General features: G+C 72.4%; 16 protein-coding genes. 1 reads left to right on the forward strand and 15 read right to left on the reverse strand.

Translation table 11 applies throughout. The annotated features are described in order from the left end of the window. Window positions 1–6: 6 nt before the first annotated feature. Genes LY625_RS07355 through rpoE form a run of 3 tightly spaced genes read right to left on the reverse strand, consistent with a single transcriptional unit; the run spans window position 7 to window position 3,122 of the window. Complete coding sequence (locus LY625_RS07355) at window positions 7–1,518, reverse strand: DegQ family serine endoprotease (RefSeq protein ID WP_233739144.1); 1,512 nt, start codon at window positions 1,516–1,518, stop codon at window positions 7–9. Between the two features lie 50 nt (window positions 1,519–1,568). Next, window positions 1,569–2,513: a sigma-E factor negative regulatory protein gene (locus tag LY625_RS07360; protein WP_233739161.1), complete on the reverse strand. Its 945-nt coding sequence runs from the start codon at window positions 2,511–2,513 to the stop codon at window positions 1,569–1,571. Window positions 2,514–2,525: 12 nt separating this feature from the next. After that, complete coding sequence (rpoE, locus tag LY625_RS07365) at window positions 2,526–3,122, reverse strand: RNA polymerase sigma factor RpoE (protein ID WP_233739163.1); 597 nt, start codon at window positions 3,120–3,122, stop codon at window positions 2,526–2,528. 198 nt (window positions 3,123–3,320) lie between these two features. Between rpoE and LY625_RS07370 the strand changes: the two genes are divergently transcribed. Then, entirely contained in the window at window positions 3,321–5,396 is a 2,076-nt protein-coding gene (locus LY625_RS07370) for a 3-hydroxyacyl-CoA dehydrogenase NAD-binding domain-containing protein (RefSeq protein WP_233739165.1), read from the forward strand. Between the two features lie 18 nt (window positions 5,397–5,414). Here LY625_RS07370 and LY625_RS07375 read toward each other — a convergent pair whose 3' ends face one another. The 12 genes from LY625_RS07375 to LY625_RS07430 form a co-directional block, all read right to left on the reverse strand. Next, window positions 5,415–5,771, reverse strand: a complete 357-nt coding sequence (locus LY625_RS07375) for a PilZ domain-containing protein (RefSeq protein WP_233739174.1) — start codon at window positions 5,769–5,771, stop codon at window positions 5,415–5,417. A 45-nt stretch (window positions 5,772–5,816) separates the two neighbouring features. Then, window positions 5,817–6,839 (reverse strand): DNA polymerase III subunit delta', encoded by a 1,023-nt coding sequence (locus LY625_RS07380; RefSeq protein ID WP_233739176.1) that lies wholly within the window; start codon window positions 6,837–6,839, stop codon window positions 5,817–5,819. Next, entirely contained in the window at window positions 6,836–7,480 is a 645-nt protein-coding gene (gene tmk, locus LY625_RS07385) for a dTMP kinase (protein WP_233739178.1), read from the reverse strand. Before tmk ends, LY625_RS07380 begins: the two co-directional genes overlap by 4 nt. Beyond that, complete coding sequence (mltG, locus tag LY625_RS07390) at window positions 7,477–8,553, reverse strand: endolytic transglycosylase MltG (protein WP_233739180.1); 1,077 nt, start codon at window positions 8,551–8,553, stop codon at window positions 7,477–7,479. The genes tmk and mltG overlap by 4 nt, the downstream gene beginning before the upstream one ends. Then, window positions 8,550–9,383: an aminodeoxychorismate lyase gene (pabC, locus tag LY625_RS07395; RefSeq protein ID WP_233739182.1), complete on the reverse strand. Its 834-nt coding sequence runs from the start codon at window positions 9,381–9,383 to the stop codon at window positions 8,550–8,552. The genes mltG and pabC overlap by 4 nt, the downstream gene beginning before the upstream one ends. Beyond that, the gene (locus LY625_RS07400; protein WP_233739184.1) at window positions 9,380–10,738 is read right to left on the reverse strand and encodes an aminodeoxychorismate synthase component I; all 1,359 of its coding nucleotides are present in this window, start codon (window positions 10,736–10,738) and stop codon (window positions 9,380–9,382) included. The genes pabC and LY625_RS07400 overlap by 4 nt, the downstream gene beginning before the upstream one ends. Further along, on the reverse strand, window positions 10,739–11,977 hold the full coding sequence (fabF, locus tag LY625_RS07405; protein WP_233739186.1) for a beta-ketoacyl-ACP synthase II: 1,239 nt from the start codon (window positions 11,975–11,977) through the stop codon (window positions 10,739–10,741). A 114-nt stretch (window positions 11,978–12,091) separates the two neighbouring features. Beyond that, entirely contained in the window at window positions 12,092–12,331 is a 240-nt protein-coding gene (gene acpP / locus LY625_RS07410) for an acyl carrier protein (RefSeq protein WP_027070331.1), read from the reverse strand. A gap of 127 nt (window positions 12,332–12,458) precedes the next feature. Then, the gene (gene fabG / locus LY625_RS07415; protein ID WP_233739188.1) at window positions 12,459–13,202 is read right to left on the reverse strand and encodes a 3-oxoacyl-ACP reductase FabG; all 744 of its coding nucleotides are present in this window, start codon (window positions 13,200–13,202) and stop codon (window positions 12,459–12,461) included. Window positions 13,203–13,242: 40 nt separating this feature from the next. Next, complete coding sequence (gene fabD / locus LY625_RS07420) at window positions 13,243–14,187, reverse strand: ACP S-malonyltransferase (RefSeq protein WP_233739190.1); 945 nt, start codon at window positions 14,185–14,187, stop codon at window positions 13,243–13,245. Window positions 14,188–14,282: 95 nt separating this feature from the next. Further along, window positions 14,283–15,077, reverse strand: coding sequence for a serine/threonine protein phosphatase (locus LY625_RS07425; RefSeq protein ID WP_233739192.1), 795 nt, complete (start codon window positions 15,075–15,077; stop codon window positions 14,283–14,285). A 50-nt stretch (window positions 15,078–15,127) separates the two neighbouring features. After that, entirely contained in the window at window positions 15,128–16,108 is a 981-nt protein-coding gene (locus LY625_RS07430) for a beta-ketoacyl-ACP synthase III (RefSeq protein WP_233739194.1), read from the reverse strand. Window positions 16,109–16,183 lie beyond the last annotated feature (75 nt).

Here is a 16,183-nt window from a genome sequence, read left to right on the forward strand (position 1 = left end):
GCCCGCCTATTCCTCCGGCGCGGTCAGGGTGACGTACTGCGCGCCGCCGTTGCCGCGCTGGACCAGCAGCATCACCGTCTGGCCCGGTGCCACGTCGGCCAGCCGGCGCTCCAGCGCGGCCACGCTGCCGATGCCGTCACTGCCGACCGCGATGATCACGTCACCACCGCGCAGGCCGGCCTGGCTGGCCGCCTCGCCGTCGGCGCGCACCACCTGCACGCCCTCGTCCTCGCCCAGGCCCAGCCGGCGCCGCTGGTCGGCCGCCAGGTCCCGCGCCTGCAGGCCGAAGCGGCCGATCACGGTGGTCTCCGCCGCGGGGGCGGGCGCCGGCTCGCTGCGGTTGCGCGTACTGGCGGCCGCATTGCTCTCGTCGCCGCCGACGGTGAGGTCGATGCTGCGCAGCCGGCCGTCACGGAACACCTCCAGTTTGGCGCGGGTGCCGGGCGCCACCACGCCGACCAGCGGCGGCAGGTCGCCGGCGTCACTCACCCGGGCGCCGTTGAAGCTGCGGATCACGTCCATGCGGCGCAGGCCGGCATCGGCGGCCGCGCTGCCCGGCTCGACGCGGGTGACCAGCGCGCCCCGGGTGTCGGGCAGTCCGATCGCCTCGGCCTGCTGCTGGCTCACGCCCTGGATGGCGACGCCGAGCATGCCCCGGCTGACCTGGCCGGTTTCCTTGATCTGCTCGACGGCGTTCATCGCCAGGTCGATCGGAATCGCGAAGCTCACGCCCATGTAGCCGCCGGAGTTGGAGAAGATCTGCGAGTTGATCCCCACCACCTCGCCGGAGGTGTTGAGCAGCGGGCCACCGGAGTTGCCGCGGTTGATCGCCACGTCGGTCTGGATGAAGGGCACGTACTGCTGCCCGGAGTACGGGTTGGAGCGGCCGACCGCGCTGACGATGCCGGCGGTGACCGAGTGGTCCAGGCCGAACGGTGAGCCGATCGCGATCACCCATTGCCCCGGCTTGAGCGACTCCGAGTTGCCCGGACGCATCCAGCGCAGCCCGTCGGCCTCGATCTTCAGCAGCGCCACGTCGTACTGCTCGTCGCTGCCGACCACCTCGGCCTCGAGCTCGCGGCGGTCCGACAGGGTGACCTTCACCGTGTCGGCGCCGGCGATGACGTGGTGGTTGGTCAGGATGTAGCCGTCGGCGGAGATGACGAAGCCGCTGCCCAGCGAGGTGCCACCGCCGCGCGGTCCGTCGGGGACGCCGGGGAACGGCATGCCGAAGCGGCGCAGGAAGTCCTCGAGGCCGGGCGGCATCTGCTGCGACGGATCAGGCCGGCGCGGTGCGGTCTCGGCGCTGATGTTGACCACCGCCGGTCCCACACGTTCCACCAGCGCGGTGAAGTCCGGCAGTCCGCTCACCAGCGGCGCGGCGGTCGGCGGGGTGACCGCCTGGGCGGCGGCGCTGGCGGTGGTGGCCTCGGCGGGCGACTGCTGCGCAGTGCAGGCGGCCGGCGCGGCGGCGAACAGCACGCCCATCAGGGCGAAGGTACGAAGCTTCGGGTTCATCGATGCTTGGCCTCGGAAAAGTATGGCTCGGGAGATCGGGATGCGGCGCGCTAGTACCGCGGCACCGGCTCGTCCGCCGATGGCAGCACGCCCAGCTGCTCGCGCAGTTCGGGCGGCAGGCGCGGTTCGAAGGGATAGAACGACGGGGTGGCAGTCTGTGGACCGGCATCGAAGCCGGCAGTGAAGGCATGGCCCCCCGACAGCGCCGGCAGCGCGCGCGGCCACGGGCGGGAGACGATCTCGTCAGCGGGGGTGAACGGCCGGGCCGGCCCGTCACCGGTCGACCGGTCAGCCATCGCGACCTGCAGCGGCTCCTCCGGGCGCGGCACGGGCCCGGCGTCCGCCACGGCGGCAACCTGTACCTGCGCCCCGCGCTCGCGCGAGGCCCTCAGGGCCGCCCGCTGCTGCTGGCCGCGCGAGCGCCTGGACCCGTCACGGCGGCCGGCGTCCAGCGCCGCCGCGGCCAGCGGCGCGGCGGCGGCCAGCGCGCCCATGCCATCAGCGGCCTCCGGCGCGGGTTCCGCGGCGGACAGGCCGGCGACGGTCATCCCGGCTGCCGGGTTCCCGGGGACCTGGGACAGCTGCACTCCGTGGTCGCCGCCGGCCGGCAATCCGCCCCCGCCGGGGGGCTCCAGCGGCGAGCGCACCGCGAACAGCGCCACCATCGCCACCGAAGCCGCCAGGGCCGCGCCACCGATCCAGCGCGCGCGCCCCGCACGTCGCGTACGGGCACCGGCAACCGGCGCCGCCGCGCTGGCGATTGCGGCCTCGGCCGCCACCGCCGCGGCCACCCGGTCGGCGAATCCGGCCGGTGCCGGGGCGAGCGGCTGCCCGCGCACGGCGTCGCCGGCCAGTTGCCAGCGGGCGGCCGCCAGCTGCCAGTCGCGGTCGTGGACCAGCCGGCGCAGAGCAAAACGGCGCGCGTCGCCGGCGAGCTCGCCGTCCAGCAAGGCGCTGAGGAGTTCGCGTTCGGAAGGGTTGTCGGATCCGGTCATCATTCTTCGTCCTCAGTGCACCTGCCGGTCACCGCCGTCGAGCAGCGGCTCCAGGGCGGCATCGATCGCCTCGCGGGCGCGGAAGATCCGCGAGCGCACCGTGCCCACCGGGCAGTCCATGCGTTCGGCGATCTCCTGGTAACCCAGGCCCTCGGCCTCGCGCAGGGTGATCGCCTCGCGCAGTTCCGCTGGCAGCGCCCCGATCACCCGCAGCACGGTGTGCTCCACCTGCTGGCGCGCCAGTTCGCGCTCCGGGGTGTCGTTGTCGCGCATGCGCAGGGCACCGTCGAAGTGCTCGGCGTCGGCCACGTCGATGTCGGCGCCGGGCGGCCGGCGTCCCTGGGAAACAAGATGGTTCTTTGCGGTGTTCACTGCGATGCGGTGCAACCATGTGTGGAACTGCGAATCGCCACGGAAGCTGCCGATGGCGCGCCAGGCCCGGACGAACGCCTCCTGGGCGACGTCCTGGCATTCGCTGCGGTCGGCGACGTAGCGCCCCACGAGTGCGAGGATGCGGTGCTGGTGCCGGCGCACCAGGACATCGAAGGCTGCGCTGTCGCCCTGCTGCACACGTTGCACCAGCTCCTGATCCAGTTCGTTCTCGGCCATACCCGCCGCCGGCGCTCCTTCAGGCTCGGCCGGGGCCGAACAATGGACAACCCTTTCGGGGAAAAGTTCCAACCCGGCAGACAGTTGGGGCGCGGGATGCGGCGCGCAAGCGCCAGCGGTCATGCATGGGCGATTTGACGGGGGCGAAAGCCCGCCCGGATCATAGCGGCTCCTCCATACCTGAACGGATGGTGCCGAATGGCCACGAACGCGTCCGCAGTCCCTGGTTTCGACGGGCTGCGCCTGCAGCACTGGCATTGGCAGATGCGCGACGACGGCGTGCTGGTGCTCTCGCTCGACCGCGCCGGCGAGTCGGTCAACGCGCTCTCGCAGGACGTGCTGATCGAGCTCGACGGACTGCTGGAGCGGCTGGCGATCGACCCGCCCAAAGCCTTGGTGGTCACCTCCGGCAAGGACAACGGTTTCATCGCCGGCGCCGACATCCGGGAGTTCCAGCAGTTCGACGCCCAGGGCACGGTCGGCAGCGCCATGCAGCGCGGCCAGCAGGTGTTCCAGCGGCTGTCCGCCCTTCCCTGCCCGACGGTCGCCGCCATCCACGGCTTCTGCATGGGCGGGGGCACCGAGCTGGCGCTGGCCTGCGACTACCGGGTGGCCAGCAAGGACCCGTCCACGCGCATCGGCCTGCCGGAGGTGAAACTGGGCATCTATCCCGGCTGGGGCGGCAGCGTCCGCCTGCCACGACTGATCGGCGCGCCCGACGCACTGGACCTGATGCTGACCGGCCGCACGCTGTCGGCGAGCGCGGCCAGGACCAAGGGCCTGGTCGACCGCACCGCGGAAAAGGCGGTCCTGGTCGATTCCGCCGCCGCGCTCGCGCTGCGCGGCACCACCCGCCCGCTGCGCCAGCGCTTCATGGGCTGGCTGACCAACACCTGGCCGGCGCGGCAGGTGATCGCGCCGATGTCGCTCAAGCAGGTCGCGCGCAAGGCCCGCAAGGAGCACTACCCGGCGCCGTACGCGCTGATCCGCACCTGGAAGGACACCGGCGGCAGCCTGGAGCGCAGGCTCGCGGCCGAGCGCAGGTCGGTGGCGAAGCTCGCCGCCACGCCGACCGCGCGCAACCTGATCCGGGTGTTCTTCCTGCAGGAGCGGCTCAAGTCCGCCGGCGGCAGGGACCACGGCATCGGCCACGTGCACGTGGTCGGTGCCGGGGTGATGGGCGGCGACATCGCCGCCTGGTCGGCCTACAAGGGCTTCCAGGTCACCCTCAACGACCGCGGGCAGGAGTACATCGACAAGGCACTCGCACGCGCCGGCGAGCTGTTCGCCAGGAAGGTCCGCGACGAGTCGCAGCGGCCGGAAGTCGCCGCGCGCCTGAAGGGCGACCTGGCCGGCGACGGCGCGGCCCGGGCCGACCTGGTGATCGAGGCGATCATCGAGGATGCCGATGCCAAGCGCGGGCTGTACGACAGCATCGAGCCCCGGCTGAAGGACGGCGCGCTGCTGACCAGCAACACCTCCTCGATCCCGGTCGCGGAACTGGCCGAGGGGCTGCGGCACCCGGCACAGTTCGCCGGCCTGCACTACTTCAATCCGGTCGCACTGATGCCGCTGGTGGAGATCGTCCGCCACCCCGGCATGGACCCGCGCACCGAGGCGCGCCTGGCCGGCTTCTGCAAGGCCCTGGGCAAGCTGCCGGTGCCGGTCGCCGGCACCCCCGGCTTCCTGGTCAACCGGGTGCTGTTCCCCTACATGCTCGAGGCGGTGACCGCGTACTCGGAAGGGGTTCCCGGCCGTGCGATCGACAAGGCCGCCGAAGCCTTCGGCATGCCGATGGGCCCGATCGAACTGGTCGATACCGTGGGGCTGGACGTGGCCGCCGGCGTCGGCGCGGAGTTGTCGCCGTTCCTCGGCTTGCAGGTGCCCGCGGCACTGGCGGACCAGGCCGAACCGGGCAAGCGCGGCAAGAAGGACGCCCAGGGCCTGTACCGCTGGGAGGACGGCAAGCCGGTCAAGCCCGAGCTGCCCGATGGCTACCGGGCGCCGGAAGACCTGCAGGACCGTTTGATCCTGCCGCTGCTCAACGAGGCGGTGGCCTGCCTGCACGACGGCGTGGTCGCCGATGCCGAGCTGCTGGACGCCGGGGTGATCTTCGGCACCGGCTTCGCCCCGTTCCGCGGCGGCCCGATCCAGTACATCCGCGAGACCGGCCCCGAGGCACTGCTGGAGCGCCTGGCTCGCCTGCAGGTCCGGCACGGCGAGCGCTTCGCCCCGCGGCCGGGCTGGGACTCGCCGGCGCTGCGCGGGGGCTGAGCAGCCGCGGCCGGGCCGCTACATCGTGTGCGTCGGCCGGTCGGCGTCCAGGCTGCCGGCCAGCAGCGCTTCGATCCGGCCCTTGAGCGCATCGCCCTCGGGGCCGTCGTTGAACTGCACTCCGATGCCGGCCGGGCGGGCACCCTGGGCGCCGGCCGGAGTCACCCAGATCACCTTGCCGGCCACCGGCATGCGCTCGCTGGACTCCGGCAGGGTGACCAACACGAAGACCTCGTCACCCAGGAAGTAGCGCTTGGGCGTGGCCACGAACAGCCCGCCCTGCCTGATGTAGGGCATGTACGCGTTGTACAGCGCCGCCTTGTCCTTCACTGCGAGGGTCAGGATTCCCTGCCTCGCGCCCCCTGCTCCAACCATGATCGGGTATCCGTCTCTGCCATCGCCGCAGCCGCGGCCGTGTCCTCACCCCGGCCGCGCATGGACAGCGCGCCAGGCCAGCAACAGTTCCACCACCACCAGGTCGGCGCGGACCGTGGTGCGCAACAGGTCGCGGGCCTTGTTGGCGCGGTCGAACCACGCCGCCAGACTGCGCGTACGCACCGGGTCGGTCAAGCTGGCCGCCGCCCGGGCCAGCGCCAGGTCCGCGGCCAGCCGCAGCCGCAGCCCGGCCCGGTCGTCGCTGCACCAGGCCTGGGCCAGCGCCGGCGCGGCCAGACTGCCGCCGGCGATCCCGTCCAGGCCGTGCGCGACCTCGCGGCGCAGCTCCAGCACGCCCGCCTCCAGCCAGGCATGGGCCTGTCCGGGGTGGCCGCGGGCCGCTTCCAGCGCTTCCTCGGCCAGGGCCGGCTCGTGGCCCTGCGCCAGCAACCACTGGCGCGCCTGCTCACGTGGCGGCAGGCGGAACTCCAGCTTCTGGCAACGGCTGCGGATGGTCGCCGGCAGCCGGGCCGGCTCGGAGGCCACCAGCCACAGGTAGCGCCCGGGGACCGGTTCCTCCAGGGTCTTGAGCAGGGCATTGGCGGCGGCGGTGTTGAGCGCCTCGCCGGGGTCGATGATCGCCACGCGCGCCCGGCCGTACTGCGGCGTCAGCGCCATCTGTTCGCCGAGCTCGCGCACCTGGTCGATCACGATCTCGCTGCGCGGCTTCGGCGGCCTGACCTTGTGGTTGACCGCATGTCCGACCAGCAGCAGGTCCGGGTGCGCCGGATGCCCCCACGGGTGGGCGAGGCGGCCGTCGGGGCGAACCTCCACCGGGTCGGCCTGGGAACGCGCATCGAGCAGCCGGCAGCTGCGGCACAGGCCGCAGGGCTCGCCCCCGGCCACCGGGCTGGCGCACAGCACGCGGCGCGCCAGGCGTTCGGCCACCTCCCGCTTGCCCAGTTGCGCCGGCCCGCACAGCAGCAGGCCATGGCCGAGCCGGCCGTTGTCCAGCGCGGTCGCAGCGCGGTCGTACACCCGTTGCTGCCAGGGCGCCAGCGCGCTCATGCCAGCGACCCGCGGTAGGCCGACAGCCGCGCCAGCGCCTCGGCCGCCACCTCGTCGGCGGGCCGGCTGGCATCGACGAGCCTGAAGCGTTCCGGCTCGGCCACGGCACGTTCGAGATAGCCGGCACGCACGCGTTCGAAGAACGCGGCGTCCTCGGCCTCGATCCGGTCCACCCCGCCGCGACCGCGCGCGCGGGCCAGCCCGACCTCCACCGGGACGTCCAGCAGCAGGGTCAGCCCGGGGGTGATGCCCACCACGCGTTGCTCCAGCAGGTGGATCAGCCCGCGGTCGCCACCGCGCGCGGCGCCCTGGTAGGCGTGGCTGGCATCGGTGAAGCGGTCGCTGAGCACCCAGGCCCCGCCGGCCAGCGCCGGGGCGATGGTCGCCTGCACGTGCTGGGCACGCGCGGCGAACATCAGCAGCAGTTCGGTGGTGGCCGCAGGCGGTTCGTGGCCGGTGTCCAGCAGCAGCGCGCGGATGCGCTCGGCCAGCGGCGTGCCGCCGGGCTCGCGGGTGCACACCACGCGCTCGCCGGCGGCCTCCAGCATGGCCCGCAGCGCGGCGAGCACGGTGGTCTTGCCGGCGCCCTCGCCGCCCTCCAGGGTCACCAGCCGGGGTTCGGTCCGCAGTTCCGTGCTCACTTCTCCCCGGCCTCCAGCCCACGCACGTATTCGCGGTAATTGCGCAGGTAGCGCCGGACATTGGCCTGGTGCTCGGCGTAGGTGTCGGCGAACAGGTGCCGGCCGCTGCCGTCGCCCAGCGCCACGAAGTACAGCGCGGTGCCGTCCGCCGGCGAGGCGACCGCGTCCAGCGAGGCGCGGCTGGGCATGGCGATCGGGGTCGGCGGCAGGCCGTCACGGGTGTAGGTGTTGTAGGGCGTGTCGGTGGCCAGGTGGCTGCGGCGGATGTTGCCGTCGTAGTCCGCGCCGATGCCGTAGATCACCGTGGGATCCGTCTGCAGGCGCATGCCGATGCGCAGGCGGCGCTCGAACAGGCCCGCGACCTGCGGGCGTTCGGCGGGGACGGCGGTCTCCTTCTCCACGATCGAGGCCAGCACCAGCATCTCGTATGGCGACTGCAGCGGGGTGTCCGGGCCGCGCGCTTCCCACGCGGCGGCCAGGGCCTGGTCCAAGGCCGTCGCCGCGCGGCCCAGCACGTCCAGGTCGCTGTCGCCGCGGGTGAAGACGTAGGTCTCGGGCAGGAAGCGTCCCTCGGGATGCTCCCCGGCGCGGCCGAGCGCGGCCATCAGGGCCTCGTCATCGAGTTCCGAAGCCTTCTTTTCCAGCGCGTCGGCCCGCCCGAGCGCGGCGCGCAGCTCGCGGATGTTCCAGCCCTCGATGATGGTGAAGCGGTGGCGGACGGTATCGCCACGCCCCATCGCCCCGAGCAGTTCGCGCGGGGTGATGCCCTGCGGCAGCGCGTACTCGCCCACGTGCAGGCGCGAGTCGGCCCCGAGCTGGCGCGCCAGCAGGCGCCACTCCAGGTCATCGCCGGCGTCCACGCCCGCCTCGCGCAGCTTGCGCACCACGATCGGCAGCGAATCGCCGCGCTCGACCATCACCGCGGCGCCGTCGCCAAGGCCGTCCAGCGGCGCGTCGGCGAAGGCGCTGTAGCGCTGCCAGCCCCACCAGCCGGCCACGAGCGCGGCGGCCGCCAGGACCAGCAGCAACAACAGGATCAGGCCGGCAAGGCCCTTGTGTCTGGCGGCGGTCACGCGGTCTCCTGATCGGTATCGGCAAAGGCGGGATGGGCGGCGGCGAGCGCGGCCCGCAGCGCAGCGGTGCGCGGGTGCGGTGGCCAGCGGCGCCCGCCCAGCCGCGAGACCGGGAGGATACCGCGCACGGCATTGCCCAGGACCACCGCGTCCGCCCGCTCCACCTCCCCGCGGGACAGGGCCTGCACCCGGGCCAGCCCCTGGCCCAGCAGCCAGCCGCGGCAGACCCCGGCAACCCCGCAGCGCTCGACCGGCGGGGTGAGCCACTGCCCGCCCAGCAGGACGAACACGTTGGCCGCGATGGCCGAGACCAGTTCGTCGTCCGGTCCGCGCAGCAGCCCCTCGTCGGCCGGCTCCCCGGTTTCCAGTTCGGCGCGGGCCAGGACCTGCTCCAGCCGGTTGCAGTGCTTGAGTCCGGCCAGCGCTGGCTGCGCCCCCAGCCGCAGCTCGCACCAGCGCAGGCGCAGGCCTTCGGCTGCTGGCGGAGCGGGCAGCGGATGCAGTGTGAGCGCCCAGCTCGGCTCGGGCGCTGTCGGGGGGGCGTAGCCGCGCCCGCCACCGCCACGGGTGAGCTGCAGCCGCAGGACCGCGTCGCGGCCTGCCAGCAGCCGCGTGGTTTCCTCCAGCACCCGGCCGGCGGGCGGCAACGGCAGGCCCAGGCGTGCCGCGCCCGACGCCAGGCGCTGCCAGTGCGCCGGCCACCAGGGGATGGTGCCGCGGTGGCCGCGCATGGTCTCGAACAGGCCCTCGCCGTAGCGGAACCCGCGGTCATCCAGCCCGAGGGCCTCGACCTGCCGTGCACCGCGGAACAGCCGCCCGGTAGTGCTCACCGCTCGACCCCGAGCGCCCGCAGCATGCCGCGGGCCTTGGCCCGGGTTTCCTCCAGCTCGTGGCCGGGATCGGAATCGGCGACGATGCCGGCGCCGGTGCGGAAGCGCAGGCTGCGGCCTTCGAGCTCGGCGCTGCGGATCAGGATGTTGAGGTCCATGTCGCCGTCGCGGTTGAGCCAGCCCATCGAGCCGGTATACGCGCCGCGTCCCTCGCCCTCCAGCCCGGCGATGACCTGCATGCAGCGCACCTTGGGGCAGCCGGTGATGGTGCCCCCCGGAAAGGCCGCGGCCATCACCTGCCCGGGCGTGGTGCCCGCGCGCAACAGGCCGCGCACGTTGCTGACGATGTGGTGGACGTGGGCGTAGCTCTCCACCGTCATCAACTCGTCCACCTCCACGCTGCCGGGCCGGCTGACCCGGCCCAGGTCGTTGCGCTCCAGGTCGACCAGCATCACGTGCTCGGCGCGCTCCTTGGGATGGCCGACCAGCTCGCGGATGCGCCCGGGTTCGTCGTCGCCGGGCAGCCGGGCACGGGTGCCGGCGATCGGCCGGGTCTGGACCACGTCGCCACGCACCGACACCAGCCGCTCGGGCGAGGCACTGGCCAGCGCCCATCCGGGGCCGGCGAACAGCCCGGAAAACGGCGCCGGGTTGCACCGGCGCAGGCGCGCGAACAGCGCCGCCGGATCCGGGGTGGCATCGAAGCGGGCCTGCCAGCCGCGCGAGATGTTGGCCTGGAACACGTCGCCCGCGGCCAGGTACTCCAGCACCCGGGCGACCGCGTCGGTGTAGCGGTGCGGCGCATCCTCGACCACCTCCGCCGGCGGTTGCCAGGCCGGCAGCGGCGCGGCGCCGGTGCAGGCGGCACCGGCGTCGGCAACGAGCGAGTCGAGCAACTCCCCGCAGCCGGCCTCCGCGACCGCCACGCATTCACCGCTGGTGCGGTCACGCAGCAACGCGGCGGGGCAGCGCAACGCCAGCGCCACCGGCAGCCGGCCCGGCGCCGGCGGCAGTCGCAGCACCGGCTCCACCTGCCCGGCGAGCTCGTAGCCCAGCAGCAGCGCCCAGCCGCCGCGGAACGGCCAGCGCGGCTCCTGCCGCGGCAGCCGCAGGGCCTGCCAGGCACGGTCGAGCGCATCGAGGAAGCGCCCCTCCTGCACCTGTCCGCGGTGGTCGCGGGTCAGCCCGTCGCGGCCCAGGGCCAACGAACCGCCGCTGGCGCGCAACAGCAGGTCCCAGCGCCCATGGGCGGTGCCATGGGCGCTGGACTCCAGCAGCAGCGGATACCGCGCCGGGTCGGCGCGGTGCAGGTCGAGCAGGTCCGGCGATGACGGAAGCGGTCGGGCCAACAGCACTCAGGTACGCCGGAACACCAGCGTGCCGTTGGTGCCGCCGAAGCCGAAACCGTTCGACATGGCCACGTCCACCTGGTGCTCGCGGGCGACGTTGGGCACATAGTCCAGGTCGCAGCCTTCGCCCGGCTCGTCGAGGTTGAGGGTCGGCGGGATGATGCCGGTGTGCAGCGCCATCACCGAGAAGATCGCCTCCGCGCCGCCGGCCGCGCCCAGCAGGTGGCCGGTCATCGACTTGGTCGAGCTGACCATGGTCCGCCAGGCGTGCTCGCCCATCGCGCGCTTGATCGCCAGGGTCTCGGCCAGGTCGCCCAGCGGGGTCGAGGTGCCGTGGGCGTTGAGATACCCCACCTGCTCCGGACCGACGCCGGCATCGGCCATGGCGGAGACCATGCAGCGTGCCGGGCCTTCGCCGTCCTCGCTGGGCGCGGTCATGTGGAAAGCGTCCGAACTGGCGCCAAAGCCCGCCAGCTCGCAGTAGATGCGGGCGCCGCGCGCCCTGGCCGACTCGTACTCCTCCAGCACCAGCACCCCGGCGCCATCACCGAGCACGAAGCCGTCGCGGTCCTTGTCCCACGGGCGGCTGGCCTTCTGCGGCTCGTCGTTGCGGGTGGACATGGCCTTCATCGAGCAGAACCCGCCCATCGAGGTGGGCGAGGAGCCGCGCTCGGCGCCGCCGGCCAGCATCACGTCGGCATCGCCGTACTGGATCATCCGCATCGCCATGCCGATCGAGTGGTTGGCGGTGGCGCAGGCGGAGACCGCGGAAAAGTTGGGGCCCTTGATGCCGGTCAGCAGCGAGACCTGCCCCGGCAGCATGTTGATGATGGTGCTGGGCACGTAGAACGGCGAGATCTTGCGCGGCCCGCCGTCGAGGTACTTGGCGGTCTGCTCCTCGATGCCGAGGATGCCGCCGATGCCCGAACCGATCAGTGCGCCGATGCGCGGCGCGTTGGCCTCGGTCACCTCCAGTCCGGCATCCTCGATGGCCATCATCGAGGCACCCACGCCGTAGTGGATGAAGGGATCCATCTTGCGCGCGTCCTTGGCCGGCACCCAGCGGGTGACGTCGAAGTCGCGCACTTCGCCGGCGATCCGGGTGGCGAAGCCGGTGGCGTCGAAATGGGTGATCGGCGCGATCCCGGAGCGGCCGTTGACGATGCCGTCCCAGCTGCTGGCCAGGTCGTTGCCCAGGGGCGAGACGAGGCCCAGGCCGGTGACCACTACGCGACGTTTGGACATTGGAGACTCCGCTTGTCTGGTCTTGCAAAGACGCAGGGCCGCGCAAGGCGGCCCCGGTCAGGTCCTGTCGGGACGGATCGACGGCCGCAACGACCGCCCGCCGCCCACGCCGCCTTACTCCTTGACGTGCGCCTTGACGTAGTCGATGGCCTGCTGCACGGAGGTGATCTTCTCGGCTTCCTCGTCCGGGATCTCGCACTCGAACTCTTCCTCGAGGGCCATGACCAGCTCGACGGTGTCCAGCGAGTCGGCGCCCAGGTCGTCGACGAACGAGGCGTTGGTGGTGACTTCCTCTTCCTTGACGCCGAGCTGTTCGACGACGATCTTCTTGACGCGCTCTTCGATGGTGCTCATTTCTTCTCACTCCTCCCGTACGGGATGTCCGACGCAATAGTGTAGTGGAATCGGGCCTGCCGCAAACACCGGCCGCAGGCCTCGGTGGGGTACCGTCCGGGTGTTCCGGACCATGCGCGTCCTGCGCTCAGGGCATGTACATGCCGCCGTTCACGTGCAGGGTCTCGCCGGTGATGTACGCCGCGGCGGGGCCTGCCAGGAATGCCACCGCCCGGGCGATGTCGGCGGGCTCGCCGAGCCGACCCAGGGCGATCTGCCCGAGCATCTGCCCGCGCTGCTCCTCGGGCAGGTCGCGGGTCATGTCGGTGTCGATGAAGCCGGGCGCGACCACGTTGACGGTGATGTTGCGCGAGCCGACCTCGCGCGCCAGCGACTTGCTGAAGCCGATGACGCCGGCCTTGGCCGCCGCGTAGTTGGCCTGGCCGGGGTTGCCGGTCAGCCCGATCACCGAGGCGATGTTGATGATCCGGCCGCGGCGCGCCTTCATCATCGCGCGCATCACCGCCTTGCTGGTGCGGTAGATCGAGGTCAGGTTGGTGTCGATGATGGCCTGCCAGTCCTCGTCCTTCATCCGCATCAGCAGGTTGTCGCGGGTGATGCCGGCGTTGTTGACCAGGATGGAGACCGGCCCGGACTGCGCGGCGATGCCTTCCAGCAGCGCGTCGATCGATGCCGGGTCGGTCACGTCGAGCACCCGGCCGTGGCCGCCGGCGGCCGCCAGCCGCTCGCCGATCGCCTTCGCGCCGCCTTCCGAGGTCGCGGTGCCGATGACGGTCGCGCCCAGCGCGGCCAGCTCGTCGGCGATGGCGGCACCGATGCCGCGGCTGGCGCCGGTCACCAGCGCCACTTCTCCAGCCAGGGTCTTTTCCATCAGGGAATCCTCTTTGGGGCAGTCGATGCCCGGGTAATGCTCAGCGTGTCCAGTCGGCCAGCGCGGCGTCGAAATCGGCCGGGATCCCCAGCGCGCGGGCCTCGAAGCCCTTGTCGATGCGCCGGGCCAGCCCGGTGAGGACCTTGCCGGGTCCGCATTCGCCAAGCCGGGTGACGCCGGCCTCGGCCAGCGCGCGCACGCAACCGGTCCACTGCACCGGCAGGTACAGCTGGCGCACCAATGCCTCACGGACCGCATCGCTGCCGTCATGCACCGCGGCATCGACGTTCTGTACCACCGGCAGCGCCGGCGGCAGCCACTCGACATCGGCCATCGCCGCGGCGAGCCGCTCGGAAGCCTCGCGCATCAGCGGGGTATGCGAGGGCACGCTGACCGCCAGCTTCACCACCTTGCGCACGCCGCTCTCGGCCAGCAGGACCAGCGCCTTGTCGACCGCCCCGGCGTGGCCGCCGATGACGATCTGGCCCGGGGAGTTGTAGTTGGCGGGAACCACCACCTCGCGGCCGGAAGCGCGACGGCAAACGTCCTCGACCAGCACGTCGTCGGCACCGAGCACCGCGGCCATCGCGCCGGTCCCGGCGGGCGCGGCATCCTGCATCAGCTGGCCGCGCATGCGGACCAGGCGGGCGGCATCGGCCAGCGACAGCGTGCCGGCGGCCACCAGCGCGGCGTACTCGCCCAGGCTGTGGCCGGCCAGCAATGCCGGGCGGGCCCCACCGCGCTGCTGCCACAGCCGCCACACCGCCACGCCGGCAGCCAGCAGCGCCGGCTGGGTGAACTCGGTCTGGTTGAGCTGCTCTTCGGGGCCTTCCTGGCTCAGCTTCCACAGGTCGGCGCCGGCGCCCTCGCCGGCTTCGGCGAACACTCCGGCCACCAGCGGGTGGGCGGCGGCCAGTTCGCCCAGCATGCCCAGCGACTGGGAGCCCTGCCCCGGGAAGACAAAAGCGAGCTGGGGATCGGTCACAGGTAGGTCCGGCTGCCAAACAAGCGGCGCATGATACGTGTCCGGTGCCGAGGGTGTCTGTACGAGTGCGTATGTAGCGCCCGCGGCCACCCGGCTCAGGACAGCAGGTCGAACAGGTCCAGTTCGCCGTCGTGGAGCAGGTCGACGCCGAGCAGCAAAGCGACCACCAGCAACAATACGCTCGCCTTGCGCAGGACCGAGGCGGCGCGCACGAGGGCCTGCATCGACCGGCTGCGCCATGGCGCGGCGACCCGTTCGACCGGGCGCAGCCCGCGCCCCATCCCGGCAACCGCCCCGGGAACGCCCGCGGGAGCCCGCGACAGCGCATCGGCAAGCATCCGCTCCAGCACCTGCGGGCGGTCACCGTAATGGCGGGCCACTCCATAGGTGAACACGGCCCAGTCGCGTGCCTGCGCGTGGGGCAGCGGCATCACTTCAAGCGGGTCTTCCTCGAAGTCGAGAAAACCGACGCCGGCGTCGCCGACCGTGAGGTTGCGTGGCCACGGCTGGCCGAAGTAGCCGCCGCGCGCGTGGCCGTCGGCGATCGCCTCGATCGCGGCAGACGCGAGCCCGTCCAGGCGCGTGGGTTCGCCGTTGGCAGCGCCCATCTGCGAGCCCAGGGTCGGACCCAGGTCGCTGAGCAGCAGGGTCGTCCTGCCCACCCCGAGGATCTCGGGCACCCGCACGCCGGCACGGCTGAGCTGCCCGAGCCGGCGCTGCTCGGTGCGCAGCGCCTCGGTGCCGCCATGGCGGGGCGGCGGCCGCAGCGGATCCAGTTCGAGCCTGCGTGCCACCAGGTCCAGCGCGGCCAGCCGCAGCCGCCGGCGCCGGCCGTTGCGGTAATGCTTCAGCCACGCCCGGCTCCCGGCGACCTCGATGGGTTCGATCACTGCTGCCTTCCGTTGCCGCGCCGCGGCTTTCCTGACCCGTCCAGCGGCAATCAGTAGCGCAGCAACGCCGAACCCCAGGTGAAGCCACCGCCAAAGGCCTCCAGCAGCAACAGCTGGCCGCGCTCCACGCGACCGGAGCGCACCGCCTCGTCCAGCGCCAGCGGCACCGAACCCGAGGAGGTATTGCCGTGGCGGTCCACGGTGACGATCACCCGCTCCATCGGCATCGCCAGCCGCTTGGCGGTGGCCTCGATGATGCGCAGGTTGGCCTGGTGCGGGATCAGCCAGTCGATCTCGGTCCGGTCCAGGCCATTGGCCTCCAGGGTCTCCTCGACCACCGAGTCCAGCGCCTTGACCGCGTGCTTGAAGACCTCGTTGCCGGTCATCAGCACCTTCACGCCGGCGTTTTCCTCTTCCGGCCTGAAGCCGGCAGAGACCCCTACCGGGTTGTACAGCAGTTCCTTCTTGCCGCCGTCGGCGTGCAGGTGGGTGCTGAGCACGCCGGTTTCGGAGTCGGCCCTGAGCACCACCGCGCCGGCGCCATCGCCGAACAGCACGCAGGTGGAGCGGTCGCTCCAGTCGAGCATCCGGGTCAGGGTCTCGGCACCGACCACCAGCGCGGTCTTCGCCGCCCCGGAACGGATGAACTGGTCGGCCACTGCCAGGGCGTAGATGAAGCCCGAGCAGGCGGCGTTGACGTCGAACGCCGGACAGCCGTTGGCGCCCAGCCGGTGCTGCAACAGGCAGGCCGTAGACGGGAAGATGATGTCGGGAGTGGTGGTGCCGAGCACGATCAGGTCGAGCTCGGAGGCGTCCACGCCGGCCGCTTCCATCGCACGGGTGGCGGCATGGAAGGCCAGGTCGCCGGTGGTCTCGCCTTCGGCGGCCATGTGGCGCTGGCGGATGCCAGTGCGCGAGGCGATCCACTCGTCGCTGGTGTCGACGAACTGCGCCAGGTCGGCGTTGGACAGCGCCTTTTCCGGCAGGTAGCTGCCGGTACCCGCGATGCGGGAAAAAATACGATCAGTCATTGCCACTCCGCTGCAAGAAGCCGCGAACGCCCTCGGGCGCCGGCAGGTGCACCGCCGGCGCCGAGGGCTTCACGG

Source organism: Lysobacter sp. GX 14042 (genome assembly GCF_021390425.1).
Lineage (GTDB): Bacteria > Pseudomonadota > Gammaproteobacteria > Xanthomonadales > Xanthomonadaceae > Novilysobacter.